Genomic DNA, 24,634 nt, shown 5'->3' on the forward strand with positions numbered 1-24,634 from the left:
GTCCCGATGGGTTTCAACCTTTCCGCCTGGGCGCTGCGCAATCGCCAGATCGTACTGTTCCTGATGATCCTGTTGGCTGCCATTGGCGCCATGTCCTACACCAAGCTTGGCCAGAGCGAAGACCCGCCGTTCACGTTCAAAGCCATGGTGATCCGTACCCTGTGGCCGGGTGCTACGGCCGAGGAAGTGTCGCGCCAGGTAACCGAACGGATCGAGAAGAAGCTGATGGAAACCGGCGAGTACGAGAAGATCGTCTCGTTCTCGCGCCCCGGCGAATCGCAGGTGACCTTCATGGCCCGCGACTCGCTGCACTCCAAGGACATCCCCGAGCTGTGGTACCAGATCCGCAAGAAGGTCGCGGACATCCGCCACACCTTGCCACCGGAAATCCAGGGGCCGTTCTTCAACGACGAGTTCGGCACCACCTTCGGCAACATCTACGCGCTGACCGGTGCTGGCTTCGATTATGCGATGCTCAAGGACTACGCCGACCGTATCCAGATCCAGCTGCAGCGGGTCAAGGACGTGGGCAAGGTCGAGCTGGTCGGGCTGCAGGACGAGAAGATCTGGATCGAACTGTCCAACCTCAAGCTGGCCACCCTGGGTGTGCCGCTTGAGGCCGTGCAGCAAGCCCTGCGCGAACAGAACGCGGTGAGTACCGCCGGGTTCTTCGAAACCCCCAGCGAGCGCCTGCAGTTGCGGGTGAGCGGGCAGTTCGACAGTGTCGAGCAGATTCGCCAGTTCCCCATCCGGGTGGGTGACCGCACCTTCCGCATCGATGACGTCGCGGACGTGCACCGGGGTTTCAACGACCCACCCGCGCCGCGCATGCGCTTCATGGGCGAGGACGCAATCGGCCTGGCCGTGTCGATGAAGGATGGCGGCGACATTCTTGTGCTGGGCAAAGCGCTGGAAGTTGAGTTCGAACGCCTGTCGCACAACCTGCCGGCGGGCATGGAGCTGCGCAAGGTGTCCGACCAGCCGGCAGCGGTCAAGGCGGGTGTTGGCGAGTTCGTCCAGGTGCTGGTCGAAGCGCTGATCATCGTGTTGCTGGTGAGTTTCTTCTCGCTGGGCCTGCGCACCGGCCTGGTGGTGGCGCTGGCCATCCCGTTGGTGCTGGCCATGACCTTTGCGGCCATGCATTACTTTGGCATCGGCCTTCACAAGATCTCGCTCGGTGCGTTGGTGTTGGCACTGGGCCTGCTGGTGGACGACGCGATCATTGCGGTGGAAATGATGGCGATCAAGATGGAGCAGGGCTTCGATCGGCTCAAGGCGGCCAGCTATGCCTGGACCAGCACGGCCTTCCCGATGCTCACCGGCACCTTGATCACCGCTGCCGGCTTCCTGCCGATTGCCACGGCAGCGTCGAGCACGGGTGAATACACCCGCTCGATTTTCCAGGTGGTGACCATTGCGCTGCTGACCTCGTGGGTCGCGGCGGTGGTGTTCGTTCCCTACCTGGGCGAACGGCTGTTGCCGGACCTGGCCAAGTTGCATGCCGCCCGCCATGGCAGCGACGGCCATGCACCAGACCCTTACGCCACCCCGTTCTACCAGCGCGTACGGCGTGTGGTGGAGTGGTGCGTGCGGCGGCGCAAGACGGTAATCCTGCTGACCATCGCCGCCTTTGTCGGTAGCATCCTGTTGTTCCGCTTCGTGCCCCAGCAGTTCTTCCCCGCCTCCGGGCGCCCGGAGCTGATGGTCGACCTGAAGCTGGCCGAGGGCGCCTCGCTGGCCAATACCGCCGAGCGGGTCAAGCAATTGGAAGCGCTGCTCAAGCAGCAGGACGGCATCGACAACTATGTGGCCTACGTGGGCACGGGCTCGCCCCGTTTCTACCTGCCCCTGGACCAGCAGCTGCCGGCGGCAAGCTTTGCCCAGTTCGTCGTGCTGGCCAAGTCGATGGAACAGCGCGAACGCCTGCGCAGCTGGCTGATCGATACCGTTGACCAGCAGTTCCCCGACCTGCGCGCTCGTGTCACCCGCCTGGAGAACGGCCCGCCCGTGGGTTACCCGGTGCAGTTCCGTGTCACCGGCGAGCATATCGAGAAAGCACGCGCCCTGGCCCGTGAGGTCGCAGCCAAGGTGCGCGAAAACCCGCATGTGGTGAACGTGCACCTTGATTGGGAGGAGCCGAGCAAGGCCGTGTTCCTGTCGATTGACCAGGACCGTGCGCGTGCCCTCGGCGTCAGCACTGCGCGCTTGTCGAGCTTCCTGCAAAGCTCGCTGACCGGTACCACGGTCAGCCAGTACCGCGAGGACAATGAGCTGATCGAGATCCTGCTGCGCGGCACCCAGAAGGAGCGCGGCGAGCTGGGCAACCTCGGTAGCCTGGCGCTGCCCACCGACAACGGCCAGAGCGTGGCACTGTCGCAGGTTGCGACCCTGGAGTACGGGTTCGAGGAGGGCATCATCTGGCACCGCAACCGCTTGCCGACGGTGACCGTGCGTGCCGACATCTACGACAAGGAGCAGCCGGCGACCCTGGTACGGCAGATCGAGCCGACCTTGAGTGAAATCAAGGCCAAGCTGCCGGATGGCTACTTGCTGGAAGTGGGCGGTACCGTCGAGGATTCGGAGCGTGGGCAGAACTCGGTGAATGCGGGCATGCTGCTGTTCATCGTGGTCGTATTGAGCTTGTTGATGATCCAGCTGCGCAGCTTCTCGCGCACGGTGATGGTGTTCCTTACCGCGCCCTTGGGGCTGATCGGCGTCACCCTGTTCCTGCTGGTGTTCCGGCAGCCGTTCGGGTTCGTCGCCATGCTCGGCACCATTGCCCTGGCAGGGATGATCATGCGCAACTCGGTGATACTGGTGGACCAGATCGAACAGGACATCGCTTCGGGGATGGACCGTTGGCAGGCGATCATCGAGGCCACGGTGCGGCGCTTCCGGCCGATCGTGCTGACGGCGCTGGCGGCGGTGCTGGCCATGATCCCCCTGTCGCGCAGTGTGTTCTACGGGCCGATGGCGGTGGCGATCATGGGCGGGCTGATTGTCGCGACGGCGTTGACGCTGCTGTTCCTGCCGGCGTTGTATGCGGCGTGGTTCAGGGTGAAGAAGGGCTGAAGGCCGCAGGGGAGGGCGGTTGCCCTCCATTCGCCGGCAAGCCGGCTCCCACAGTGTCGGCGCCGCTGGTGAAAGCTGTGCTGTACCTGTGGTAGCCGGCTTGCCGGCGATGGGCTGCAACGCAGCCCTTGGCCTCTACAGGGCGCCGAAGACCTTCTTCGCCAGGCTGGTAGCCGCCTGCGCCGGGTTCTGGCGAATGCTCTGCTCCTGTTTGGCGATCATTTCGAACAGGCCATCGAGGGCCTTTTCGGTCACATAGCTCTCGACGTTGGCGCTCTTGGCGTTACCCAGGCCAAGCGCTGAAGCCTGGCCAGCAAAGCTGTTGTACTGCTGAACCACGCCAACCTTGTCGGTTGCCGCCTTGACGATCGGCAGGAACTTGGCGCGGATCTGCTCGCGGCTGCTTTTGTTCAGGTATTGGGTAGCCGAGTCATCGCCACCGCTGAGGATGCCCTTGGCATCGGTCACGCTCATGTTCTTCACCGCATCCACCAGGATCGCCTGGGCTTGCGGTACCGCTGCTTCAGCGGCTTTGTTCATGCTGTCTTCCAGGGCCGTGACCTGGTCACCCTTGCCGAACATTTTCATGGCCTTGGCGGCCTTGCCAAGGTTGCCCGGCAGCTCGATGCGCACGTCGGGGTTGTTGCTGAAACCGCCGGGGGTGCTCAGCTGCTTGACGGCAACCTGTGCACCTTGGGTGAGGGCGTCCTTCAGGCCGCCGGTGGCGTCTTTCTGGGTCAGGTCGCCCAGCGACAGGGCCAGGGCGCTGGCCGACAGCAGCAAGCCGGCGCACAGGGCGGTGAAGCGCAGGGAGGAGCGAATCATGAAGCTTTCCTTTTCAACAGAAGTAGGCGGATATCAGCGCACCGGATCGACTTTGATCCGTACGGGCTGCGCGTCGCTGCCATCCAGCGTGACGCCGTGGTGCTCGGTGTTGATGAACAGCAACTTGCCGTCCAGCTCGATACGGGCGCTCAGCGCATAGCGGTGGCCAGGCTTGACCTGGGCCGGGTCATAGGTGAGGTGAAACGGCAGCGGCACGTTGCCTTTCACAGGGCCGGCCTGGCGGGCCAGGGTGACGGCAGGGGCGTCCATCAGCGACACGTCCTGCAGCTCCACGCTCAAGGTGGCCGCAGGTGGCAGGGCAATGCGCTGCAGGTAGAAGACTTCGCCATCCAGGCTGGCCTGGGTGGTCGGGGTGTTGCTGGAACAGGCTGCGAGCAGGGATGCGCAACACAGCATTACGAGCTTTTTCATGGAATCTCCGTTGTCCTTGGGGCTGGCTTGTGGCCAACCCCAGGGACTTTAGCGGATTTTCCCGGCTGATAAAGCCTCAGAGGCCCGAAGTTTCCGGTGAATAATCGCGGTGCAGTGCTACCTGCCGGATCGACAGGCGCAGCTCGGCCGACAGCACGCGCTTGGCCACCCCTTCGGCCAGTTCGCCGAGCTTGTCGTGATAACCCAGCTTGCCGTTGCCATCCGGGCGCAGCACGCCTTGCTCGATCAGGGTCTGAATAAAATGGCGGAACAGGGCCTTGTCGAAGAACTCCGGGGCATTGAGCCCATGCAGGATCGACAGGCGCTGGGCCATCATCACGCAGAGGTCTTCCAGCTCTTCGGCGGTAAGGGTGTGCTGGCCGCTGTTGAGCAGCAGCGACGTGGCCATGTAGAAGCGCTGCAGGGTCTGGGTGATGGTGCGGGCAAGCAGGGTCAGCAGGACGAACTGACGTGAACTCGGTGGTGGGCGCACGTAGCTGTCGTTCTCCTGGCGCAGCAGGCCATGTTCAACCAGCGCCGACAGCCATTGGTCGATCACCGCGTCGAGCTGATCGGGTGACCAGCGCAGGAACAGCTCGGCCTGCAGGTACGGGTACAGCGCGTGTACGTATTGGCCGAGCAGTTCGCGGCTCATCCGCGAGCTGCTGTGGAAGAAACTCGCCAGCAGCGCCGGCAAGGCAAAGATGTGCAGGACGTTATTGCGGTAATAGGTCATCAGCACCGCGTTGGCTTCATCCAGGTAGAGGATGCGGCCGAGGGCGTCTTTCTGCTCGGACAGCAGGTCCATGCCCCTGACGTGCTCGATCAGCGCCTGGCCGTCGCCATCCGGCAAGGTGGTGTGCTCGGAGTAGGGCACCTTGCGCAGCAAGGCCAGGTACAGGTCCAGCACGCGCGTCAGCGCGCTTTCGTCCAGTGCCAGGCGGCTGGTGGAGAGCAGCGCCAGGGCCACCAGGTTGACCGGGTTGACTGCAGCCGCCTCGTTGAGGTGACGGGCCACGGTTTCGCCCAGGCGGGTGGTGGTCTCGTTGAGCCAGGCCGGGCGGAACTGCGGGCCCAGGTCCTGCTCGCGCCAGCCGGGTTGCTGCTGGTCGAGAAAGCCCGCCAGGCGGATCGGTTCACCGAAGTTCACGTAGACCTGGCCGAAGCGTTGCTTCAGCGCACCGATGACCTTGAAAATATCGAAGATCGACTCTTTCTTCTTGCTCGCCCCGCGTAGCTCACCGAGGTAGGTGCGGCCTTCGAGCACGCGCTCGTAGCCGATGTACACCGGTACGAAGACGATCGGCGTGCGCGATGAGCGCAGGAAGCTGCGCAGGGTGATCGCCAGCATTCCGGTACGCGGTTGCAGCATGCGCCCCGTGCGCGAGCGCCCGCCCTCGACGAAGTACTCGACCGGGAAGCCCTTGGTGAACAGAGTGTGCAGGTATTCGTTGAACACGGCGGTGTACAGCGGGTTGCCCTTGAACGTGCGGCGCATGAAGAAGGCGCCGCCGCGGCGCAGCAGGCTGCCGACCACCGGCATGTTGAGGTTGATGCCGGCGGCAATGTGCGGCGGCGTCAGGCCGTTGCGAAATAGCAGGTAGGACAGCAGCAGGTAGTCGATGTGGCTGCGGTGGCAGGGTACGTAGATGACTTCGTGGCCCGGTGCGATGCCTTGCACCTGCTCGATGTGGTTGACCTTGATGCCGTCGTAGATCTTGTTCCAGAACCAGCTGAGCACCACTTCGAGGAAGCGGATGGCGGTGTAGGTGTAGTCCGAGGCGATCTCGTTGCCGTAGCGCAGGGCCAGCGCTTCAGCCTTGGCCACAGGGATGTTTTCCCGTTGCGCTTCGTCGCTGATCGCCTGGCGCACCATCGGCGCATGCACCAGGCCTTTGACCAGGTTGCGCCGGTGCGAGATGTCCGGGCCGATCACGGCGGTCTTGAGGTTGCGAAAATGCACGCGCATCAAGCGTTGGGCCATGCGCACCGTGCGTTCATGGCCTTTGTTGTGCTGCACCAGCTCACGCACGTGGATAGGCGCGGAGAACTGCACGCGGGTCTTGCGCCCCAGAATCAAGATGGTCAGCAGCCGGCGCAGGCGCCCGGTGACTGCCCAGCTGTCGGCGAACAGCAGCTTCCAGGGGCTGGACTCGCTGGCCGGTGTCTGGCCCCAGAACACACTGACCGGGATGATCTGTGCGTCTTCTTCGGCATGCTGGCTGACGGCTGCAATCACCCGCTCGAGAGTCGGTGGTGCACCGCGCTTATCGTGGCGGCCGAGCCAGTCCGGGTCGGGGGTGAGGTAGAAGAAACCGGCTGGCTCATGCAGCGTGCCCACCGCCACCGGCAGTACCGGGCGTGGTAGCCCTGCTTTGGTGCACTCGTGGTCGAGCACGGCCAGGTCGGTGAGCGATGGCGAGGGCAGGGCGTAGAACACCGGGCGGCTGCGGTCCAGTTGCAGGCTGGTGGCGGACTGGTTGATGGTCTCGGAGCGCACCCACAGGTACAACAGGCGACGCAACGCGCCGAAGATCAGGCGGCGCAGGGGGGAACGGGTCATGGGGTGTGTGCCCTGGGTGTGATTTTTAGTGAGTGTGCAAGCAGTTAGTCTGCCGTATCTGCGTAAGTTCAGCAAAAACCTGCAAATGGCGCGGCGGTCATGAAAATTCTTTGTTCTGTGTCATATACTCGGCCTGCCACTTGCAGGATATTTCGGCAAGCGGCGTCGACACGGGGAGCGATACCTGTGTCTGCAAGGCGATCTTCACAATAAAAATCCGGAGTAGTTCAGATGTCGTCTCGTGAGACTGGGAATGTAAAGTGGTTCAACGATGCCAAAGGCTTTGGCTTCATTCAGCGCGAAGGTAGTGCGGATGTGTTCGTCCATTATCGGGCGATCCGCGGTGAGGGGCATCGTACCCTGGTCGAAGGGCAGCGGGTCGAGTACTCCTGCGTGCAGGGCCAGAAAGGCCTGCAAGCCGAGGATGTAGTTGGGCTCTGAGCCTCCTGAGGCAACGCTCAAGCTGTAGGCGCTGGTTTGCCGGCGATGACCGGCAAAGCCGGTGCCATACACCGCCGTGGCTGCATCGCCGGCAACCCAGCGCCTACAAAAACTGCCGAGCACTCATGTGCGCCAGGTGATTTCCTCTTCACCGTCGGCGCTGATGCGGACCCAGCGGTCGGCATCTTCCTCGCCATCCTCTTCGACCCAGCCACCCGGTGCGCAGCGTACTTCCACGCCCAGTGCGGCGAACGCGGCGCGTGCACAGGCGACGTCATCGGCCCATGGGGTCTGGTCACTTTCCAGGTACAGGCTGTTCCATTTCCCTACAGCTTTGGGTAACCAAGTCACTGAAATGTTACCGGCCTTGCATTTGAAGGTCTGGCCTTTCTGCTGCCATTCGCTGCAGGGGCCAATCGCTTCGCCCAGCCACTGGGCAATCTGCTTGTGGTCGACGTCGGCGTCCTTCAGGTAGATCTCGATATCAGGTTGGCGCATAAGGGCTCCGGGTGTGCTCAGTCTTGGCGCACGAAATAGTCATAACGCATGGAAACCGTGACCTCGAACGGCTCGGCCTGGTCGATGACCAGGGCGCGCTTCTCGGCGCTGGCGCGCCAGCCGTGCGGGGTCATGGCCAGCAGGTCGGCGCGGGCCTTGGGCGCGGCCAGGCTCAGGCGGAACTCGAGGGTTTCGCTGTGGGCGTGGGCCATGCCTTCAGGTACCAGGGCCAGGTGCTTGTCGTCGGCGTAGGGGCGTACTTCATCGTAGAGCACCTCGCGCAGTTCCATCAGGTGGCCGCTGGTCGGGCCCACGCGCATCAGGCCGCCGCCTGGGCTGAGCAGGCGCTTGGCCTCGGCCCAGTCCAACGGGCTGAACACGCTGGCGAGGAACTGGCAGCTGGCATCGACCAGGGGCACACGGGCCATGCTGGCGACCATCCAGGTGACCGAGGCGTCGCGGCGGCACGCGCGCTTGACGGCTTCGCGCGAGATATCCAGGGCGTAGCCTTCAGCCTGTGGCAGGGCCTGGGCGAGCTGCGCGGTGTAATAGCCTTCGCCGCAACCGATGTCGAGCCAGGCGCGGGGTTTGCGCTCGGCGGCAAGCTCCGCCAGGCGGCGGGCTACCGGGGCGTAGTGGCCGGCGTCGAGGAAGTCACGGCGTGCTTCGACCATGGCTTGGTTGTCGCCCGGGTCACGGCTGTTCTTGTGCTGCACCGGCAGCAGGTTCAGGTAACCCTGGCGGGCACGGTCGAAGCGATGGCCAGCCGGGCACACCACACCGTTGTCGAGCCGCGTCAGGGCCGCCTGGCAAATTGGGCAGGCAAGCATCAGGCGAGCAACCGGACCAGGGTCTGGTAGTAGATCTCGGTCAGCAGGTCGAGGTCGCTGGCCAGGATGCGCTCGTCCACCTGGTGGATGGTGGCGTTGACCGGGCCAAGCTCGACCACTTGGGTGCCCATGGTGGCGATGAAGCGGCCATCGGAGGTGCCACCGCTGGTGGACGGTTGGGTGTCGCGGCCGGTGACGCCCTTGATGCTGGCCGAGACGGCATCGAGCAGCTCACCCGGTTCGGTGAGGAACGGCAGGCCCGACAGCGCCCAGTCGATCGACCAGTCCAGCCCGTGCTTGTCGAGGATTGCCGATACCCTTGCCTGCAAACCGTCGACCGTCGACTCGGTAGAGAAACGGAAGTTGAACAGCGCGGTCAGGTCGCCCGGGACCACGTTGGTGGCGCCGGTGCCGGAGTTGAGGTTGGAGATCTGGAAGCTGGTCGGCGGGAAGAATGCGTTGCCTTCGTCCCAGTGTTCGGCGGCCAGCTCTGCCAGTGCTGGCGCGGCCAGGTGGATCGGGTTGCGCGCCAGGTGCGGGTAGGCCACATGGCCCTGTTTGCCACGTACGGTCAGCTTGGCACCCAACGAGCCACGGCGGCCGTTCTTGACCACGTCACCGAGCAGACTGGTGCTCGACGGTTCGCCGACGATGCACCAGTCCAGCCGCTGGTTGCGCGCTTTCAGGCGCTCTACCACCGCCTTGGTGCCGTGATGGGCCGGGCCTTCCTCGTCACTGGTGATCAGGAACGCGACCTGGCCACGGTGGTTTGGGTAGTCACGCACAAAGCGCTCGCTGGCCACTACCATGCACGCCAGGCTGCCCTTCATGTCGGCCGCGCCACGGCCACAGAGCATGCCATCGGCATCGATCAGCGCCTCGAACGGCTCATGCTGCCACTGCTGCACCGGGCCGGTTGGAACCACGTCGGTGTGGCCGGCAAAGCACAACACCGGGCCTTGCTGGTTGCCGTGGGTAGCCCAGAAGTTGTCGACGTCCTCGATGCGCATCGGTTCGAGCTGGAAGCCCACGGCGCCCAGGCGGTTCATCATCTGCGCCTGGCAATCGGCGTCGATGGGGGTGACCGAGGGGCGACGGATCAGGTCGCAGGCCAGTTGAAGGGTAGGCGAGAGCTCGGCTGGGGCCGTCATGGGGAACTCCGGGGCAAGGCAAGGCGGGGAAATCTGAGGGGCGTTATCTTATATCAAATAGCGTCGCGATAGGGGCGCAAAGCGCCCCCGGCAATCTCAAGCCTGTTGCGGTTCGGCGGCCTTTTCCTGCGGCTTGGGCAGCGAAGACAGAAACGCCATCACCAACGCCGCCAGGTACGGCAACGACTGCACCAGCAGCATCGCCACCCAGAAGCGCATGTCGGAGCTCGGCAGCCCCTGCACCAGGTAGATGCCAAGCGCAGCCCCCCACAGCAGCAACATGATGAACAGCTCTTCCCGCGCTTCGGAAATGGCCACCAGCAGCCCATGGCTGTCGGCATTCTTCGGCGTGCGGAAGAACGGCATGCTGCTGGTGAAGAACCCGTACAGCACCGCCTTGGCGATGGTGTGCGACAGCGCCAGCCCCGCCAGTGCCGCGGCGAAGGCATCCTTGAGGTTGACCCCTACTGCCCGACGGTACAGGAAGATGATCTTGCCGACCTTGAAGAAGAACAGCGCCAGCGGCGGGATGGCGAAGATCATCAGGGGCGGGTCGACCCGGTGCGGCACGATGATCATCGCCGCCGACCACAGCAACGCACCGACGGTGAAGAAGATGTTCATACCATCGGCGACCCACGGCAGCCAGCCGGCCAGGAAGTGATAACGCTGGCCACGGGTCAGCTCGCTGCCCTTGCCGCGCAGCAGGGCGGCGGCGTGGTGCTTGATGATCTGGATAGCACCGTAGGCCCAGCGGAAGCGCTGCTTCTTGAAGTCGATGAAGGTGTCGGGCATCAGGCCCTTGCCGTAACTGTTGTGGGCGTAGGCGGCCGACAAGCCTTTCTCGAACACCCTCAGGCCCAGCTCTGCATCCTCGCAGATGCACCACTCGGCCCAGCCTAGCTCCTCGAGCACGCTGCGCCGGGTCATGGTCATGGTGCCGTGCTGGATGATGGCGTCGCGGTCGTTGCGGGTCACCATGCCGATGTGGAAGAAGCCTTTGTACTCGCTATAGCAGAGCTTCTTGAAGGCGCTCTCGTGCTGGTCGCGGTAGTCCTGCGGCGATTGCACCACGGCGATTTTCGGGTCGGCGAAGTGCGGCACCATGTGCTTGAGCCAGTTGCGATCGACGCAGTAATCCGAGTCGATCACTGCAATCACTTCGGCATCCTTGGCGGTGTGGGGCAGCAGGTAGTTCAGGGCGCCACCCTTGAAACCGGCCAACGGTGCGACATGGAAGAACTTGAAGCGCTCGCCGAGCTTTTCGCAGTGGGCCTTGAGCGGCTCCCACACGGCAGGGTCCTTGGTGTTGTTGTCGATCACCAGTACTTCGTAATCCGGGTAGTCCAGCGCGGCGAGCGCGTCGAGGGTCTGTTTGACCATCTCCGGCGGCTCGTTGTAGCACGGCACATGCACCGAGACCTTCGGCCGGTAGGCGCTGTCGCCTTGTACTGGCAGGAACTCCCGGCGCCGCTTGTGGATCCACACGGCCTCGGCCAGTTCGTGGGCCTCGGTCAGCAGCACGATGAACACCCCCAGCGCGCCCAGCGCCAGCAGCACGCCCACGGTCAGGCTGAACCAGGTGCTGTACTGCTGGCTGTAGTCGTAGGCGATCCACACCAGTACCGACCCGCACAGGAAGGTGATGAATGTCAGGAAGGTTCGCCCGCGCTGGCGCAGGGCCGAGCCGTCGATGAACAACACCATCAGGGCGATCACCGCCAACACCACCGAGGCTACCGCCAGGGCACGCCATTGCGGGATCGCCACCACAGGCCCTTCAAAGTTGAACTTCTGCTGGCGCTCAGCGTTGTACACGCCCCAGTAGGCACCCACGGAACCTTCGTCACTGGCCTTCCACGGTTGGTCATAGGCTTCGATGACAAAGTAGTTGTAGCCGCGGCGGTTGAGGGTGTTGACCAAGGTGCGCAGGTAGATGGCCTGGTCGGCCTGAGTGGCATCGGCGCCCCCGCGCATGCGGCCGTTGCTCGGCCAGCCGACTTCCGAAAGCAGCAGCGGTTTACGGGCAAACTGTTGCTTCAGTTCACGTGCGCGGTCCAGCACGAACTCGACCGAATCCTTCATCGGCACGAACTCCCAGTAGGGCAGGATGTGCGCGGCAATCAGGTCGACGTGCTTGGCCAGCTCTGGGTGTTCTTTCCAGATGTGCCACTGCTCACTGGTGGTGACGGGCACTTTGACGGCTGCGCGTACCCGGTCGAGGTATTTGATCAGGTTTTCCGGGGTGACTTCTTCACGGAACAGTGCCTCGTTGCCCACCACAACCCTCACCACGCTGCGTGACGTGTTGGCCAGCTCGATGGCGGTGGCGATTTCGCGCTCGTTGCGTTCCAGGTCCGGGCTGATCCAGATGCCCAGCGTTACCCGCAAGCCGAACTCTTCTGCCAGGCGCGGGATATCAGCCTGGGTACCCTCCACGGTGTAGATACGAATGCTGTCGGTCAGCTTGCTCATCTGCTCCAGGTCCTGGCGCATCTCGTCATCGCTGGGGTATTGACCCTTTTGCGGGCTTTCCCCAAGGCGGAATGGCGAGTACGAGAAGCCGGAGATCTGCTCGGGCCAGGCAGGTGCGGAAACCGGGCGGTTGATCAGCGCCCAGAACCCGGTGAACAGCGCGGCGATGGCCAGGACCACCACCAGGTTGAGGCCGAATTTGCGTGATGACATTGTGGTCCATTTCTTTCTAGGTGGTAGGACATTAAAGCAGCATTGGTAGTCTCTTTCCTAACGATGGAGCTGAAAGCGGCTGCTGGCCTATAATGCGCGCCGGTTTTCGAGGTATAGGTTTCGGGTAGCACCATGAGCACAGAAGATCCACGCTTCGCCGGCGTTGCCCGGCTTTACGGCGACGACGGGCTGCAACGCCTGAGCCAGGCCCATGTGGGGGTCGTCGGAATCGGCGGGGTTGGCTCGTGGGCGGCTGAGGCGCTGGCGCGCAGTGGCGTGGGCGAGATCACCCTGTTCGACTTGGACGATGTCTGCGTCAGCAATACCAACCGCCAGGCCCATGCCCTGGAAGGGCAGGTGGGGCGGCCCAAGGTCGAGGTGATGGCCGAGCGCCTGCGCGCGATCAACCCGGCGTGCACGGTGCATGCAGTGGCCGACTTCGTCACCCGCGAGACCATGGCCGAATACATTACCGAAAACCTCGATTGCGTCATCGACTGCATCGACAGCGTGATGGCCAAGGCCGCGCTGATTGCCTGGTGCCGGCGGCGCAAGATCGCCGTGGTCACCACCGGTGGCGCGGGCGGGCAGATCGACCCGACGCAAATCCAGATAGGCGACCTCAACAAGACCTTCAACGACCCGCTGGCATCGCGCGTGCGCTCCACCTTGCGCCGGGACTACAACTTCTCGCGCAACGTCAGCCGCAATTACGGTGTGCCGTGCGTGTTCTCCAGCGAGCAGCTGCGCTATCCCAAGGGGGATGGCAGCGTGTGCCTGCAGAAAAGCTTCGTCGGTGAGGGCGTGCGCCTGGACTGCTCAGGGGGCTTTGGCGCCGTGATGATGGTCACCGCGACCTTCGGCATGGTGGCTGCCAGCAAGGCGGTGGAAAAACTGGTGGCGGGTGCGCGGCGGCCTTCTGAACGGGTCAAACCGGAGTAAGGCGCTGGACCTGTGCGGGCTTCATCGCAGGCAAGCCCGCCCCCGCAGGCCCCTGTAGGAGCGGGCTTGCCCGCGATGAACCCCCCGCCGATTCAACTGACCGAAACCAGCTCCGCCATCCGCTGCAACACCGCATGCAACCCATTGCTGCGCGACGGCGACAATTGCCGCTCCAGCCCCAGCCGGGTGAACCACTCGCGCAAATCCAGTGCAGCCAGTTCAGCACTGTTCAGGCCTTGCACCCGGACCAGCAGCAACGCCAGCAAACCGCGCAACAACCGCGCGTCACTGCCTGCCTTGAACCGCCACTGGCCATCGCGCTGTTCAACCACCAGCCACACCAGGCTTTCGCAGCCATGCACCCGGTTGGCTTCGCACTTTTGCGCATCCTCCAGCGGAGCCAGGCGGTCACCCATTTGCATCAGCAACCGCGCACGCTGCTCCCAGCCACGGGCCTGTTCGAAGCTGTCCAGCGCCGTTTGGGCGTCTGCAGGCAGGCTCATCGCAGCAACTCCAGGCCTTGGTCGAGGGCGTCGAAAAACCGCTGCAGGTCGTCGCTGTCGTTGTACAGCCCCAGCGACACCCGAATCGCCCCGTCCAGCCCCAGCCCTTTGAGCAATGGCATGGCGCAGTGATGGCCAGCGCGTACGGCAATGCCCTGTTCGGTCAGCAGGTGAGCGATGTCGGCATTGTGCACGCCGTCGATGACGAAGCTGGCCAGGGCCGCCTGCGGTGAGCCCAGTACGCGCACGCCGTCACGGTCAGCCAGCCCGCGCAACAGGTGCTGATGGAGGCTGGATTCATGGTTACTGACCGCCATGGCATCCAGGCTGGCCAGGTAATCGAGGGTCGCGCCCAGCCCGATCACACCGGCGATGGGCGGTGTGCCGGCCTCAAAGCCCAGCGGGGCAGGGCGGAAGCTGGCGCTGTGGTAATCGGCCAGCTGCACCATCTCTCCGCCGAACTGCCAGTGGCGCAGCAGTTCCAGCGCCTGCGCGCGGCCATAGAGCACGCCGACGCCTTCAGGGCCGTACAACTTGTGGCTGGAAAATACATAGAAGTCACAGCCCAGTTGCTGCACATCGTGACGCCCATGCACCACGCCCTGTGCACCATCCACCACGGTCAACGCCCCTTGGGCGCGTGCGTGGGCGAGCAAGCTTGGCAGCGGCTGCCAGGTGCCGAGCACATTGGACAACTGGCTGACGGCCAGCACCCGTGTGCGTGGGCCAATCAGTTGCAAGGCCTGGTCGAGGTCGATGCGGCCATGCGCGTCCACGGGCAGTACTACCAGGCGCATGTTGCGCCGCTGCGCCAGTTGCTGCCAGGGCAGCAGGTTGGCGTGGTGTTCCAGGGCGCTGACGGCGATCTCTTCGCCCGCCTCAAAGCGGTGTTCCAGGCCATAGGCCAGCAGGTTCAGCGCCGACGTGGCGCCGTGGGTGAAGATGATTTGCCGCGATTCGGCAGCATTGAGCCAGGTGGCCACCTTGTCGCGGCTGGTTTCGAACGCTTGGGTCGCCAGCGCGCCGGGCAGGTGCTGGGCACGGTGCACGTTGGCCGCGCCGTGGCCGTAATAGTGGCTCAGGGCATCGAGCAGGGCCTGGGGCTTCTGGGTGGTGGCGGCGCTGTCCAGGTAGGTCTGGTGCTGCCGTTGCAGGGCGTCGATAGCGGGGAAATCGGCACGCCAGGGGGAGGGCTGGAACATGATCACGGGGCCTGGAATGAAAATCGGGTCTGGCGTGGTGCCAGACCCGATCTTAACATTTCATACGCTGAGCGTGCGCTGTTCGCGGGCAAGCCCGCTCCTACAGGTACTGAAGGATTCTCAGTTGTGCGCGTGCAGCGCCTCGTTCAGCTCGATCGCCGACTTGTGCGTCTTGCACTCGACGGCGCCATTGAGCGAGTTGCGGCGGAACAGCAGGTCGGTCTGGCCGGCCAGGTCACGGGCCTTGACCACTTTGACCAGCTCGTTGTTCTCGTCGAGCAGGTTCACCTTGGTACCGGCAGTGATGTACAGGCCAGCTTCGACGGTGTTGCGGTCGCCCAGCGGGATGCCGATACCGGCGTTGGCGCCGATCAGGCAGCCTTCGCCGACTTTGATGATGATGTTGCCGCCGCCGGACAGGGTGCCCATGGTCGAGCAGCCGCCGCCCAGGTCCGAGCCCTTGCCGACGAAGACGCCCGCCGAGACACGGCCTTCGATCATGCCTGGGCCTTCGGTGCCAGCGTTAAAGTTGACGAAGCCTTCGTGCATGATGGTGGTGCCTTCGCCGATGTAGGCGCCCAGGCGCACACGGGCGGTGTCGGCGATGCGCACGCCGGCCGGGACCACGTAGTCGGTCATCTTCGGGAACTTGTCCACCGAGAACACTTCCAGCAGCTCGCCCTTCAGGCGCGCTTCCAGTTGCAGTTCGGCAAGCTCCGCCAGGTCGACGGCGCCCTGGTTGGTCCAGGCCACGTTCGGCAGCAGCGGGAAGATACCGGCCAGGCTCAGGCCGTGCGGCTTGACCAGGCGGTGCGACAGCAGGTGCAGCTTGAGGTAGGCCTCAGGGGTCGAGGTCAGCGCAGCGTCTTCGGCCAGCAGGGTGGCGACCAGCGGCTTGTGGCTTTCGGCCAGACGGGTCAACAGAGCGGCCTGGGCAGCATCAACGCCTTTCAGGGCTTCGGCCAGTTTCAAGGCCTGGCCGTTGCTGAAGGTGATGGCCTGGTTGCCGCCTTCGTAACCGAGGATCGGCGCTACGGCGGCGACCAGCTCGGCGCTCGGCTTGAGCAACGGTTGTGCGTAGAACACTTCCAGCCAGGTGCCCTGGCGGTTCTGGGAGCCGACACCGAAGGCCAGGCTGAACAGGGTATTGGACATGTGATTACCTCGTGCGAAATAGGGTATGAAGCGCCAGCGGGCTCAGGCCAGCGCGGCGGCGTACAGGTCAGGCTTGAAGCCGACCAATGTGCGCGCGCCCAGGTCGAGCACCGGGCGCTTGATCATCGACGGCTGGGCCAGCATCAGTTCGACGGCCTTGGCCTGGTCGAGATCGGCCTTGCTGGCGTCGTCGAGCTTGCGGAAGGTGGTGCCGGCACGGTTGAGGATGACTTCCCAGCCGTGTTCGTCGCACCAGCGGTTCAGGCTGTCACGGTCGATGCCTTGAGCTTTGTAGTCATGGAATTCGTAGGCGATGGCTTTGTCTTCGAGCCAGGTGCGCGCCTTTTTCATGGTATCGCAGGCTTTGATGCCGTAGAGCGTGTAGGTCATTGTGTGCATTGAGGCCACAGGCTGCCCCAATCTCTCCATTTCCGAATGTCAGTCGCGGGATTATGCGGGAACGATTCTTTGAGCGCCACGGGTGTGGGGTGAATGGGGGGCGGTGTGAGCTACGTGCATCGAAGTCGCAGCTCTCTAGTATCATCATGTTACATATTCATCCGTCACCTGCGACTATCGTGCAGCGGTCTCGATTTAGCCATCACCGCTAACATATTGTTTCAATGGCGATGTTTCGCCCCGCTGTCGTTCTTGATTCATAAAGGAAGCTTTTACGGATGCAGTCAGCCTATACCGTCCTCATCCTGCTGACGCTGGTAAGCGTGTCGAAACTGGTCGGGCGCATGGTCCCGCTACCCCTGCCACTGGTGCAGATCGCCGCCGGCGCATTGTTGGCCTGGCCGACCCTGGGCCTGCACGTGGCGCTGGACCCTGAGCTGTTTCTCTTCCTGTTCCTGCCCCCGCTGCTGTTCGCCGACGGCTGGCGCATCCCCAAGCGTGAGCTGTGGCGCATTCGCGGGCCGGTGGTGGCATTGGCCGTGGGGCTGGTGCTGTTCACCGTGGTGGGTGCCGGCTACTTCATCCACTGGCTGCTGCCGAGCATCCCGCTGCCCGTGGCCTTCGCCTTGGCAGCCGTGTTGTCGCCGACCGACGCCGTGGCGGTTTCGGCGATAACCCAGGACCGCCTACCCACCCCGCTGATGCACATGCTCCAGGGCGAGGCGCTGATGAACGACGCGTCGGGCCTGGTGACCTTCAAGTTCGCGCTGGCAGCGGCGATCACCGGCGTGTTCTCGTTGGCCGATGCCAGCTTCAGCTTCGTGCTGGTCGCATTGGGTGGCCTGGCGGTGGGTGTGGCCCTGAGCTGGCTGATCGGTCGCCTGCGCGCCTGGATGATCGCCCGTGGCTGGGATGACCCGGCTACCCATGTGGTGTTCATGCTGCTGCTACCGTTTGCCGCTTATGTGCTGGCCGAGCGCCTTGGTGTGTCGGGCATTCTCTCGGCGGTGGCGGCCGGCATGATGCAGAGCTGGCTCGACCTGCTGCCGCGCCAGACCAGCACCCGCTTGCTCAACCGCAGCGTCTGGTCGCTGCTGGAGTTTGCGTTCAACGGCTTGATCTTCTTGCTGCTGGGCCTGCAGTTGCCCGACATCATCAAGGCGGTGGTCAGCCACGAGGCGACGGTCTGGCCAACCCTGGCCTGGCGTTGCCTGGACGTGCTGGCGATCTTCGCGGCGTTGATTCTGCTGCGGTTCATCTGGGTGCAGAGCATCTGGCGGGCGATTGGTGTGGTGCGGCGCTGGCGCGGCAAGCCGGCGCTGGTGCTGATGCCAACCGCACGCTCGTGCTGGCTGCTGACCTTGGGCGGGGTACGGGGTGCGGTGACCCTGGCGGGTGTGATGTCGATACCGTTGCTGATGGGGGCGGGCCAGGCGTTCCCTGAACGCGACCTGCTGATCTTCATTGCCGCCGGGGTCATTTTGTTGTCGCTGATCAGTGCCTGCATCGCGTTGCCGATCCTGCTGCGTGGCATCACCAAGAGCCCCGACGAGCGCCTGCATCAGGAAGTGCAGGAAGCCTGGCGCCGTACCGCCGAGGCGGCGATTCATGCGTTGGAAGCTGAGGAAGTGATCGACGCCAACGCGCCGCAGGATGCCGCGCAGGCGACGCTGGCCACCGAGCTCAAGGCAAGGTTGATGGCCGAGTATCGGGACGAGCTGAACAGTTACAACGACACGGCTGAGGCGAGAGCTTTGGCTGAGCAAATGGATTTGCTCGAGCGGCGTTTGCGTTTGCGCGCACTACGGGCGCAGCGGCTGGAGCTGTATAACCTGCATCGCCAGCACCTGGTGGGCGATGAGGTGGTGCGGCAGGTGTTGGGTGAGCTGGATATGAGTGAGGCCAACCTGGGGCAGGTCAGGTAGAACTCATTGTTGCCATTCGCGGGACAAGCCCGCTCCCACAGGTACCCAGCAACCTCAAATGCAATGGAGAACCTGTGGGAGCTGGCTTGCCCCGCGAATGGGGCACAAAGTGCCCCCAGTTCCGTCAGCGGTTTTGCAGGAAGGCGCGAATCCGCTCAGCCGCCTCGATGCATTCGGCCAGCGGCGCAACCAGCGCCATGCGCACCCGGCCGGCACCAGGGTTGACACCCTCTACTTCGCGGGACAGGTACGAGCCCGGCACCACGGTCACATGCTGCGCTTCGAACAGGTCGCGGGTGAACGCAGCATCGCAGCCCGGCACCTTGGCCCAAAGGTAGAAGCTGCCATCCGGCCGCTGCACATCCATTACCGGCTGCAGGATATCCAGCACGGCATCGTACTTGGCGCGGTACTGGTCACGGTTCTCGCGCACATGCGCCTCGTCCTGCCAGGCAGCGATGCTGGCCAGCTGGGTCTGCACGGGCATGGCGCAGCCATGGTAGGTGCGGTACAGCAGGAACGGCTTGATGATCGCGGCGTCACCGGCGACGAAGCCCGAGCGCAGGCCCGGCAGGTTGGAACGTTTGGACAGGCTGTGGAACACCACGCAACGCTTGAAATCGTTGCGGCCAAGCTCGGCGCAGGCGCTGAGCAGGCCCGGTGGTGGCGCGTCTTCGTCGAAGTACAGTTCGCTGTAGCACTCGTCGGCGGCGATCACGAAGTCGTGCTCGTCGGCCAGGGCAATCAGCTTCTTCAGGGTGTCCATCGGCACCAGCGCACCGGTGGGGTTGCCCGGCGAGCACAGGAACAGGATCTGGCAACGCTTCCAGACTTCCGTAGGCACGGCATCGAAGTCCGGGTTGAACCCGTTGGCTTCCAGGCACGCCAGGTAGTGCGGGGTGGCACCGGCGAGCAGGGCTGCGCCCTCGTAGATCTGGTAGAACGGGTTGGGGCTGACTACCAGGCCATCATTGTCGCGGTTGACCACGGCCTGGGTGAAGGCGAACAGCGCCTCGCGGGTACCGTTGACCGGCAGAATGTGGCGGTCGGCATCCAGCCAGCCGGCCGGCACGCCGAAACGGCGTTCGCACCACTGGCCAATGGCCTGGCGCAGGGCTGGCAGGCCGAGAGTGCTGGGATAGACCGCCAGCTTGTCGAGGTTGTCGGCCATGGCCTGGGCGACGAACGCAGGCGATTCGTGCTTCGGCTCACCAATCGACAGAGCGATGGCGCGTTTGTCCGCTGCAGGCTTCACGCTGCCCAGTAGGGCGCGGAGTTTCTCGAACGGGTAGGGCTGAAGCTGGGTCAGGGCAGGGTTCATCGGCGCAAGGTCTCGTCAATCGTCTAATCGTTAAAAGGTCACGCGGTTCGGGCTGGTGTCGCTGGCCTGGCCGGCCTGCAGCTGCTGCACGATGGCTTCCTGCAGGCGGCTGCACAGTTGCGGGTCGGACAGCGGCTGGTTATCGGCGTCGGTAATGAAGAACACGTCTTCCACGCGTTCGCCGAGGGTGGCGATCTTGGCATTTTGCAGCGACAGGTCGAACTCCAGGAAGATTCGCCCGATGCGTGCCAGCAGGCCGGGGCGGTCGGGTGCGGTGATCTCCAGGATGGTCACCGGCCGCTGGGCATCGTTGAGGATGGTCACCTGCGGCGGGAAGTTGAAGTGCTTGAGCTGGCGCGGCACCCGACGCTGGATGATCGTTGGGTAATCCTCGGGGTTGCGCAGCGCTTCGGTCAGGCCGTCGCGGATCTGCTTGACCCGCTGCGGGTTGTCGCCGATCGAGCCGCCGTCGTTGTCGAGCACGATGTAGGTGTCGAGGGTGAACTGGCTGCTGGAGGTGATGATCCGCGCGTCATGGATGTTCAGGTTGAGCTGCGACATGGCCGCCACGGTCACGGCAAAGAAGTCGTGCTGGTCGGGTGCATAGATGAAGATCTGCGTGCCGCCTTCGAACTCGCGCTGGGTGGTTTCCTTGATCAGTACCAGCGGCCCGCCGTCAGCGGGTTGCTGGAGGATGGCGTCGGTGTGCCAGGCCACATCGGCGGCGTTGTGCTTGAGGAAGTAGTCGTCGCCAAGCTGGGACCACAGTTGCTCGACGTCGTCCGGGTCGGTGCCCTCGCGCACCAGAATGTCCAGTGCCGAGCTTTGCGTCTGGCGGATCTGTTCTTCGCGATCGAGCGGGTTTTCCAGGCCGCGGCGCAGGGCGCGCTTGGTCTCGGTGTACAGCTGGCGCAGCAGGCTGGCGCGCCAGGAATTCCACAGGCTGGGGTTGGTGGCGTTGATGTCGGCCACGGTCAACACATAGAGGTAGTCCAGGCGCGTTTCGTCGCCGACATGCAGGGCAAAGTCGTTGATCACCTGCGGGTCGGACAGGTCTTTGCGCTGGGCGGTGGTCGACATCACCAGGTGGTTCAGCACCAGCCAGACGATCAGGCGGCTGTCCCAGGCCGGCAGCTGGTGGCGTTCGCAGAACTTCTGCGCATCCACCGCGCCCAGTTCGGAATGGTCGCCTTGGCGGCCTTTGCCGATGTCGTGGTACAGCCCGGCCAGGTAGATCAGCTCCGGCTTGGGCAGGCGGCCCATGAGCTTGCTGGCCAGCGGGAATTTCTCGGACACCGGCGTGTACTGCAGCTTGCGCAGGTGCTTGATGAGGTTGAGGGTATGCGCATCGACCGTATAGATGTGGAACAGGTCATGCTGCATCTGCCCGACGATCAGGCCGAATTCCGGCAGGTAGCGGCCAAGGATGCCGTAGCGGTTCATCCGCCGCAGGTTGCGGTGGATGCCGATTTCGCATTTGAACAGCTCGATGAACAGGCTGGTGTTGCGGATGTCGTTGCGGAAGGTGTCGTCGATCAGGTGGCGATGCTCGCGCAGCAGGCGCACGGTGTCGGCGCGCACACCCTTGATCTCGGGGTGTTGGGCCATCAGCACGAAGATTTCCAGCATGGCGAACGGCGTGCGCTTGAACACGTTCGGGCTGACCGCCTCGATATAGCCGTCGTGCAGGCGGAAGCGCGCATTCAGCGGCTGGGTGGTGCCGCTGTCGTCATCGGCGAGGATGACTTCCTCGAAGTGCTGGATGATCAGGTCGCACAGCTGGCTGATGCTCATCACCACCCGGTAGTACTGCTGCATGAACTGTTCGATGGCGCGCTTGGGGTTTTCATCGGTGTAGCCCAGCAGCGCGGCGATGCTGCGCTGGTGGTCGAACAGCAGGCGGTCCTCGGCGCGGCCCGCCAGCATGTGCAGGGCGTAGCGCACTTTCCACAGGAAGTCCTGGGACGAGGCCAGCAGTTCGTTTTCGCTCTCCAGCAGAAAACCTTCGCCGGCCAGGGCGTGCAGGTTCAGCGTGCCGTATTGGCGCCGGGCCACCCACAGCACCGTCTGGATGTCGCGCAGGCCGCCGGGCGAGCCTTTGACATTGGGCTCGAGGTTGTACTCGGTGTCGTTGTACTTGTGGTGGCGGGCCTTGAGTTCGGCGCGCTTGGCCAGGAAGAACTCCCGGCTCGGCCACATGTGCGCGGTGCTGGTGACATCCAGCATGCGCTGGCGCAAGGCTTCGGGGCCGGCGATGGTGCGGCTTTCCATCATGTTGGTAATGACCGTCAGGTCGGCACGCGCCTGCTCGGCACATTCATCGACGGTGCGCACGCTCTGGCCCACTTCCAGGCCGATATCCCATAGCAGGGTCAGGAACCGTTCGATGGCGTCGCGGTACTGCTCGTGCTCGGCGGCGCCGAGCAGGATCAGCAGGTCGATGTCCGAGTGCGGGTGCAATTCGCCGCGCCCGTAACCACCGCACGCGACGAGGGCGATGCCGCTGGTGTCGCCCCAGTCGAACTGGTTCCAGGCCTGCTGCAGAATGTTGTCGACGAGCCAGGCGCGGTCCTCGATCAGCCGACGGATCTCCCGGCCTTCGCGAAAACGCTTGTCGAGCACCTCGCCGGCCTGGCGGATGGCCTTCTTGAAGGCGGCGATTGGGCTCGCCTTGAGGGCCAGTTCCGCCTGGAACTGGCCGCGGTCGAACAGCTCGGGATCCACCTGGGGCATGCGTCGCGTTCCTGTCGTAAAGGCCTTGGCGTCAAATCAGGCCGAGGTGCGCGGGATGGTGTCGTCCTTGCGCAGGGTGAAGATCTCGTAGCCGGTCGCGGTCACCACCAGGGTGTGCTCCCACTGGGCCGAGAGCTTGCGGTCCTTGGTGATGGCCGTCCAGCCGTCGCCCAGCACCTTGGTATCGGCCTTGCCCTGGTTGATCATCGGCTCGATGGTGAAGGTCATGCCTTCCTTGAGCTCCATGCCAGTGCCGGCACGGCCGTAGTGAAGGATCTGCGGCTCTTCGTGGAACACCTTGCCGATGCCATGGCCGCAGAACTCGCGCACCACCGAGAAACCGTTCTTTTCGGCGTGCTTCTGGATCACTTCACCGATGTCGCCCAGGCGGCAGCCCGGCTTGACCAGTTCGATGGCCTTGTACATGCATTCCTGGGTGACCTTGGACAGGCGCTCGGCCCATACCGGCACGGTGCCGACGTGGAACATGCGGCTGGTGTCGCCGTGGTAGCCGTCCTTGATCACGGTGACGTCGATGTTCAGCGTGTCACCGTCCTTGAGCGGCTTGTCGTTGGGGATGCCGTGGCAGACCACATGGTTGATCGAGGTGCAGATCGACTTCGGGTAGCCTTTGTAGTTGAGCGGTGCCGGGATCGCCTGCTGGACGTTGACGATGTAGTCGTGGCACAGGCGGTCGAGCGCTTCGGTGGTGACACCGGGCTTGACGTGCTCTTCGATCATTTCCAGCACTTCGGCGGCCAGGCGGCCGGCGATGCGCATCTTCTCGATGTCTTCTGCGGTCTTGATGGTAACGGTCATTACAGGCTCTCTACGGCGCCGCGGGCGGCGCGAACAAACGGGAAAGGCCGGATTCTAGCAGAGCAGGGCGGCATTCTGTCGGGATAAAGGCGGCCATGCTGCTGTCTACAGGGGGCATTCTGGCCTGTTTGGCGGGGTGCTGCAAAAACCGCTGACGGACGAGCGATTATCCTGGTTCCGTTCGGTCGCGGTCTGTGGTATAAAATGCGCCGCTTTCGGGGACGACCCCGTGAGCATAAACCCACACACGTGTCGACACGATGACCTGGGTGCCCCGAGTTCTCGAATTTGCGGGTTGGTCATTGGGATACGTGGAGGCCCAACCCGACTTATCAAGGAACTATCATGTCCCAAGTCAACATGCGCGATATGCTGAAGGCCGGTGTGCACTTCGGCCACCAGACCCGTTACTGGAACCCGAAAATGGGCAAGTACATTTTCGGCGCGCGTAACAAGATCCACATCATCAACCTGGAAAAAACCCTGCCAATGTTCAACGAAGCTCTGGCTTTCGTAGAGCGTCTGGCTCAGGGCAAGAACAAGATCATGTTCGTCGGCACCAAGCGTTCCGCCGGCAAGATCGTTGCCGAGCAAGCTGCTCGCGCCGGTTCGCCATACGTTGATCACCGCTGGTTGGGCGGCATGCTGACCAACTACAAAACCATCCGTGCTTCGATCAAGCGTCTGCGCGACCTGGAAACCCAGGCCGAAGATGGCACCTTTGCCAAGCTGACCAAGAAAGAAGCCCTGATGCGTTCGCGCGATCTGGAAAAGCTGGACCGCAGCCTGGGTGGTATCAAGGACATGGGCGGCCTGCCTGATGCCCTGTTCGTGATCGACGTTGACCACGAGCGCATTGCTATCACCGAAGCCAACAAGCTGGGCATCCCGGTAATCGGCGTTGTCGATACCAACAGCAGCCCGGAAGGTGTTGACTACATCATCCCAGGCAACGACGACGCCATCCGCGCCATCGAGCTGTACATGACTTCGATGGCCGACGCCATCATCCGCGGCCGCAACAACGTTGCTGGCGGCACCGAAGTCTACGCTGAAGAAGCGGCTGCACCTGCTGCTGAGTAATAGGCGCTAGCGTCTACTTGGCACGCAAAAAGGGGGCTTTGCCCCCTTTTTG

Annotated in this window: 19 protein-coding genes; 5 read left to right on the forward strand and 14 right to left on the reverse strand. The window is 63.7% G+C overall.

The window, feature by feature from the left end:
* Nucleotides 1–6 precede the first annotated feature (6 nt).
* Entirely contained in the window at nt 7–3,072 is a 3,066-nt protein-coding gene (locus ACNQPL_RS14850) for an efflux RND transporter permease subunit (RefSeq protein ID WP_416467133.1), read from the forward strand.
* 135 nt (nt 3,073–3,207) lie between these two features.
* Here ACNQPL_RS14850 and ACNQPL_RS14855 read toward each other — a convergent pair whose 3' ends face one another.
* From ACNQPL_RS14855 to plsB, 3 genes are all read right to left on the reverse strand, one after another.
* Nucleotides 3,208–3,897 carry a DUF4197 domain-containing protein gene (locus tag ACNQPL_RS14855; protein ID WP_346611808.1) on the reverse strand — a complete coding sequence of 230 codons (690 nt, stop codon included), beginning with the start codon at nt 3,895–3,897 and terminating at the stop codon, nt 3,208–3,210.
* Between the two features lie 33 nt (nt 3,898–3,930).
* Entirely contained in the window at nt 3,931–4,329 is a 399-nt protein-coding gene (locus ACNQPL_RS14860; RefSeq protein ID WP_346611807.1) for a YbaY family lipoprotein, read from the reverse strand.
* 76 nt (nt 4,330–4,405) lie between these two features.
* A complete protein-coding gene (plsB, locus tag ACNQPL_RS14865; RefSeq protein ID WP_416467134.1) occupies nt 4,406–6,892 on the reverse strand; it encodes a glycerol-3-phosphate 1-O-acyltransferase PlsB in 2,487 nt (828 codons plus the stop codon).
* Between the two features lie 231 nt (nt 6,893–7,123).
* On the opposite strand from plsB, the gene ACNQPL_RS14870 reads away from it, so the two are divergent.
* On the forward strand, nt 7,124–7,333 hold the full coding sequence (locus ACNQPL_RS14870; protein WP_346611805.1) for a cold-shock protein: 210 nt from the start codon (nt 7,124–7,126) through the stop codon (nt 7,331–7,333).
* Nucleotides 7,334–7,456: 123 nt separating this feature from the next.
* Here the strand turns inward: ACNQPL_RS14870 and ACNQPL_RS14875 are convergent, their stop codons facing one another.
* The 4 genes from ACNQPL_RS14875 to ACNQPL_RS14890 all read right to left on the reverse strand — a co-directional run bounded on the left by ACNQPL_RS14875 (nt 7,457) and on the right by ACNQPL_RS14890 (nt 12,500).
* A complete protein-coding gene (locus ACNQPL_RS14875; protein ID WP_346611804.1) occupies nt 7,457–7,831 on the reverse strand; it encodes a hypothetical protein in 375 nt (124 codons plus the stop codon).
* A 17-nt stretch (nt 7,832–7,848) separates the two neighbouring features.
* Nucleotides 7,849–8,661: a putative RNA methyltransferase gene (locus tag ACNQPL_RS14880; protein WP_416467135.1), complete on the reverse strand. Its 813-nt coding sequence runs from the start codon at nt 8,659–8,661 to the stop codon at nt 7,849–7,851.
* On the reverse strand, nt 8,661–9,812 hold the full coding sequence (gene dapE / locus ACNQPL_RS14885; protein ID WP_416467136.1) for a succinyl-diaminopimelate desuccinylase: 1,152 nt from the start codon (nt 9,810–9,812) through the stop codon (nt 8,661–8,663). The genes ACNQPL_RS14880 and dapE overlap by 1 nt, the downstream gene beginning before the upstream one ends.
* Nucleotides 9,813–9,908: 96 nt before the next feature.
* Nucleotides 9,909–12,500 (reverse strand): glycosyltransferase, encoded by a 2,592-nt coding sequence (locus tag ACNQPL_RS14890; RefSeq protein ID WP_346611801.1) that lies wholly within the window; start codon nt 12,498–12,500, stop codon nt 9,909–9,911.
* Between the two features lie 132 nt (nt 12,501–12,632).
* On the opposite strand from ACNQPL_RS14890, the gene tcdA reads away from it, so the two are divergent.
* Nucleotides 12,633–13,442, forward strand: a complete 810-nt coding sequence (tcdA, locus tag ACNQPL_RS14895; RefSeq protein ID WP_416467137.1) for a tRNA cyclic N6-threonylcarbamoyladenosine(37) synthase TcdA — start codon at nt 12,633–12,635, stop codon at nt 13,440–13,442.
* Between the two features lie 92 nt (nt 13,443–13,534).
* Here the strand turns inward: tcdA and ACNQPL_RS14900 are convergent, their stop codons facing one another.
* The 4 genes from ACNQPL_RS14900 to ACNQPL_RS14915 all read right to left on the reverse strand — a co-directional run bounded on the left by ACNQPL_RS14900 (nt 13,535) and on the right by ACNQPL_RS14915 (nt 16,692).
* The gene (locus ACNQPL_RS14900) at nt 13,535–13,945 is read right to left on the reverse strand and encodes a SufE family protein (RefSeq protein WP_416467138.1); all 411 of its coding nucleotides are present in this window, start codon (nt 13,943–13,945) and stop codon (nt 13,535–13,537) included.
* Complete coding sequence (locus tag ACNQPL_RS14905) at nt 13,942–15,147, reverse strand: cysteine desulfurase (protein WP_416467139.1); 1,206 nt, start codon at nt 15,145–15,147, stop codon at nt 13,942–13,944. Before ACNQPL_RS14905 ends, ACNQPL_RS14900 begins: the two co-directional genes overlap by 4 nt.
* 120 nt (nt 15,148–15,267) lie before the next feature.
* The gene (gene dapD, locus ACNQPL_RS14910; protein WP_346611797.1) at nt 15,268–16,302 is read right to left on the reverse strand and encodes a 2,3,4,5-tetrahydropyridine-2,6-dicarboxylate N-succinyltransferase; all 1,035 of its coding nucleotides are present in this window, start codon (nt 16,300–16,302) and stop codon (nt 15,268–15,270) included.
* 42 nt (nt 16,303–16,344) lie between these two features.
* Entirely contained in the window at nt 16,345–16,692 is a 348-nt protein-coding gene (locus ACNQPL_RS14915) for an ArsC family reductase (RefSeq protein ID WP_306381699.1), read from the reverse strand.
* Between the two features lie 287 nt (nt 16,693–16,979).
* Between ACNQPL_RS14915 and ACNQPL_RS14920 the strand changes: the two genes are divergently transcribed.
* Entirely contained in the window at nt 16,980–18,626 is a 1,647-nt protein-coding gene (locus ACNQPL_RS14920) for a Na+/H+ antiporter (RefSeq protein WP_346611796.1), read from the forward strand.
* Nucleotides 18,627–18,750: 124 nt separating this feature from the next.
* Here ACNQPL_RS14920 and dapC read toward each other — a convergent pair whose 3' ends face one another.
* The 3 genes from dapC to map are packed head-to-tail and all read right to left on the reverse strand — an operon-like array spanning nt 18,751 to nt 23,499.
* Nucleotides 18,751–19,947: a succinyldiaminopimelate transaminase gene (gene dapC, locus ACNQPL_RS14925; protein WP_416467140.1), complete on the reverse strand. Its 1,197-nt coding sequence runs from the start codon at nt 19,945–19,947 to the stop codon at nt 18,751–18,753.
* Between the two features lie 30 nt (nt 19,948–19,977).
* Nucleotides 19,978–22,680, reverse strand: coding sequence for a [protein-PII] uridylyltransferase (locus ACNQPL_RS14930; RefSeq protein WP_346611794.1), 2,703 nt, complete (start codon nt 22,678–22,680; stop codon nt 19,978–19,980).
* Nucleotides 22,681–22,716: 36 nt separating this feature from the next.
* The gene (map, locus tag ACNQPL_RS14935) at nt 22,717–23,499 is read right to left on the reverse strand and encodes a type I methionyl aminopeptidase (protein WP_016712936.1); all 783 of its coding nucleotides are present in this window, start codon (nt 23,497–23,499) and stop codon (nt 22,717–22,719) included.
* Between the two features lie 345 nt (nt 23,500–23,844).
* Between map and rpsB the strand changes: the two genes are divergently transcribed.
* A complete protein-coding gene (rpsB, locus tag ACNQPL_RS14940) occupies nt 23,845–24,582 on the forward strand; it encodes a 30S ribosomal protein S2 (RefSeq protein WP_027595792.1) in 738 nt (245 codons plus the stop codon).
* Nucleotides 24,583–24,634 lie beyond the last annotated feature (52 nt).

This window comes from Pseudomonas sp. LFS044 (genome assembly GCF_047978245.1).
GTDB lineage: Bacteria > Pseudomonadota > Gammaproteobacteria > Pseudomonadales > Pseudomonadaceae > Aquipseudomonas.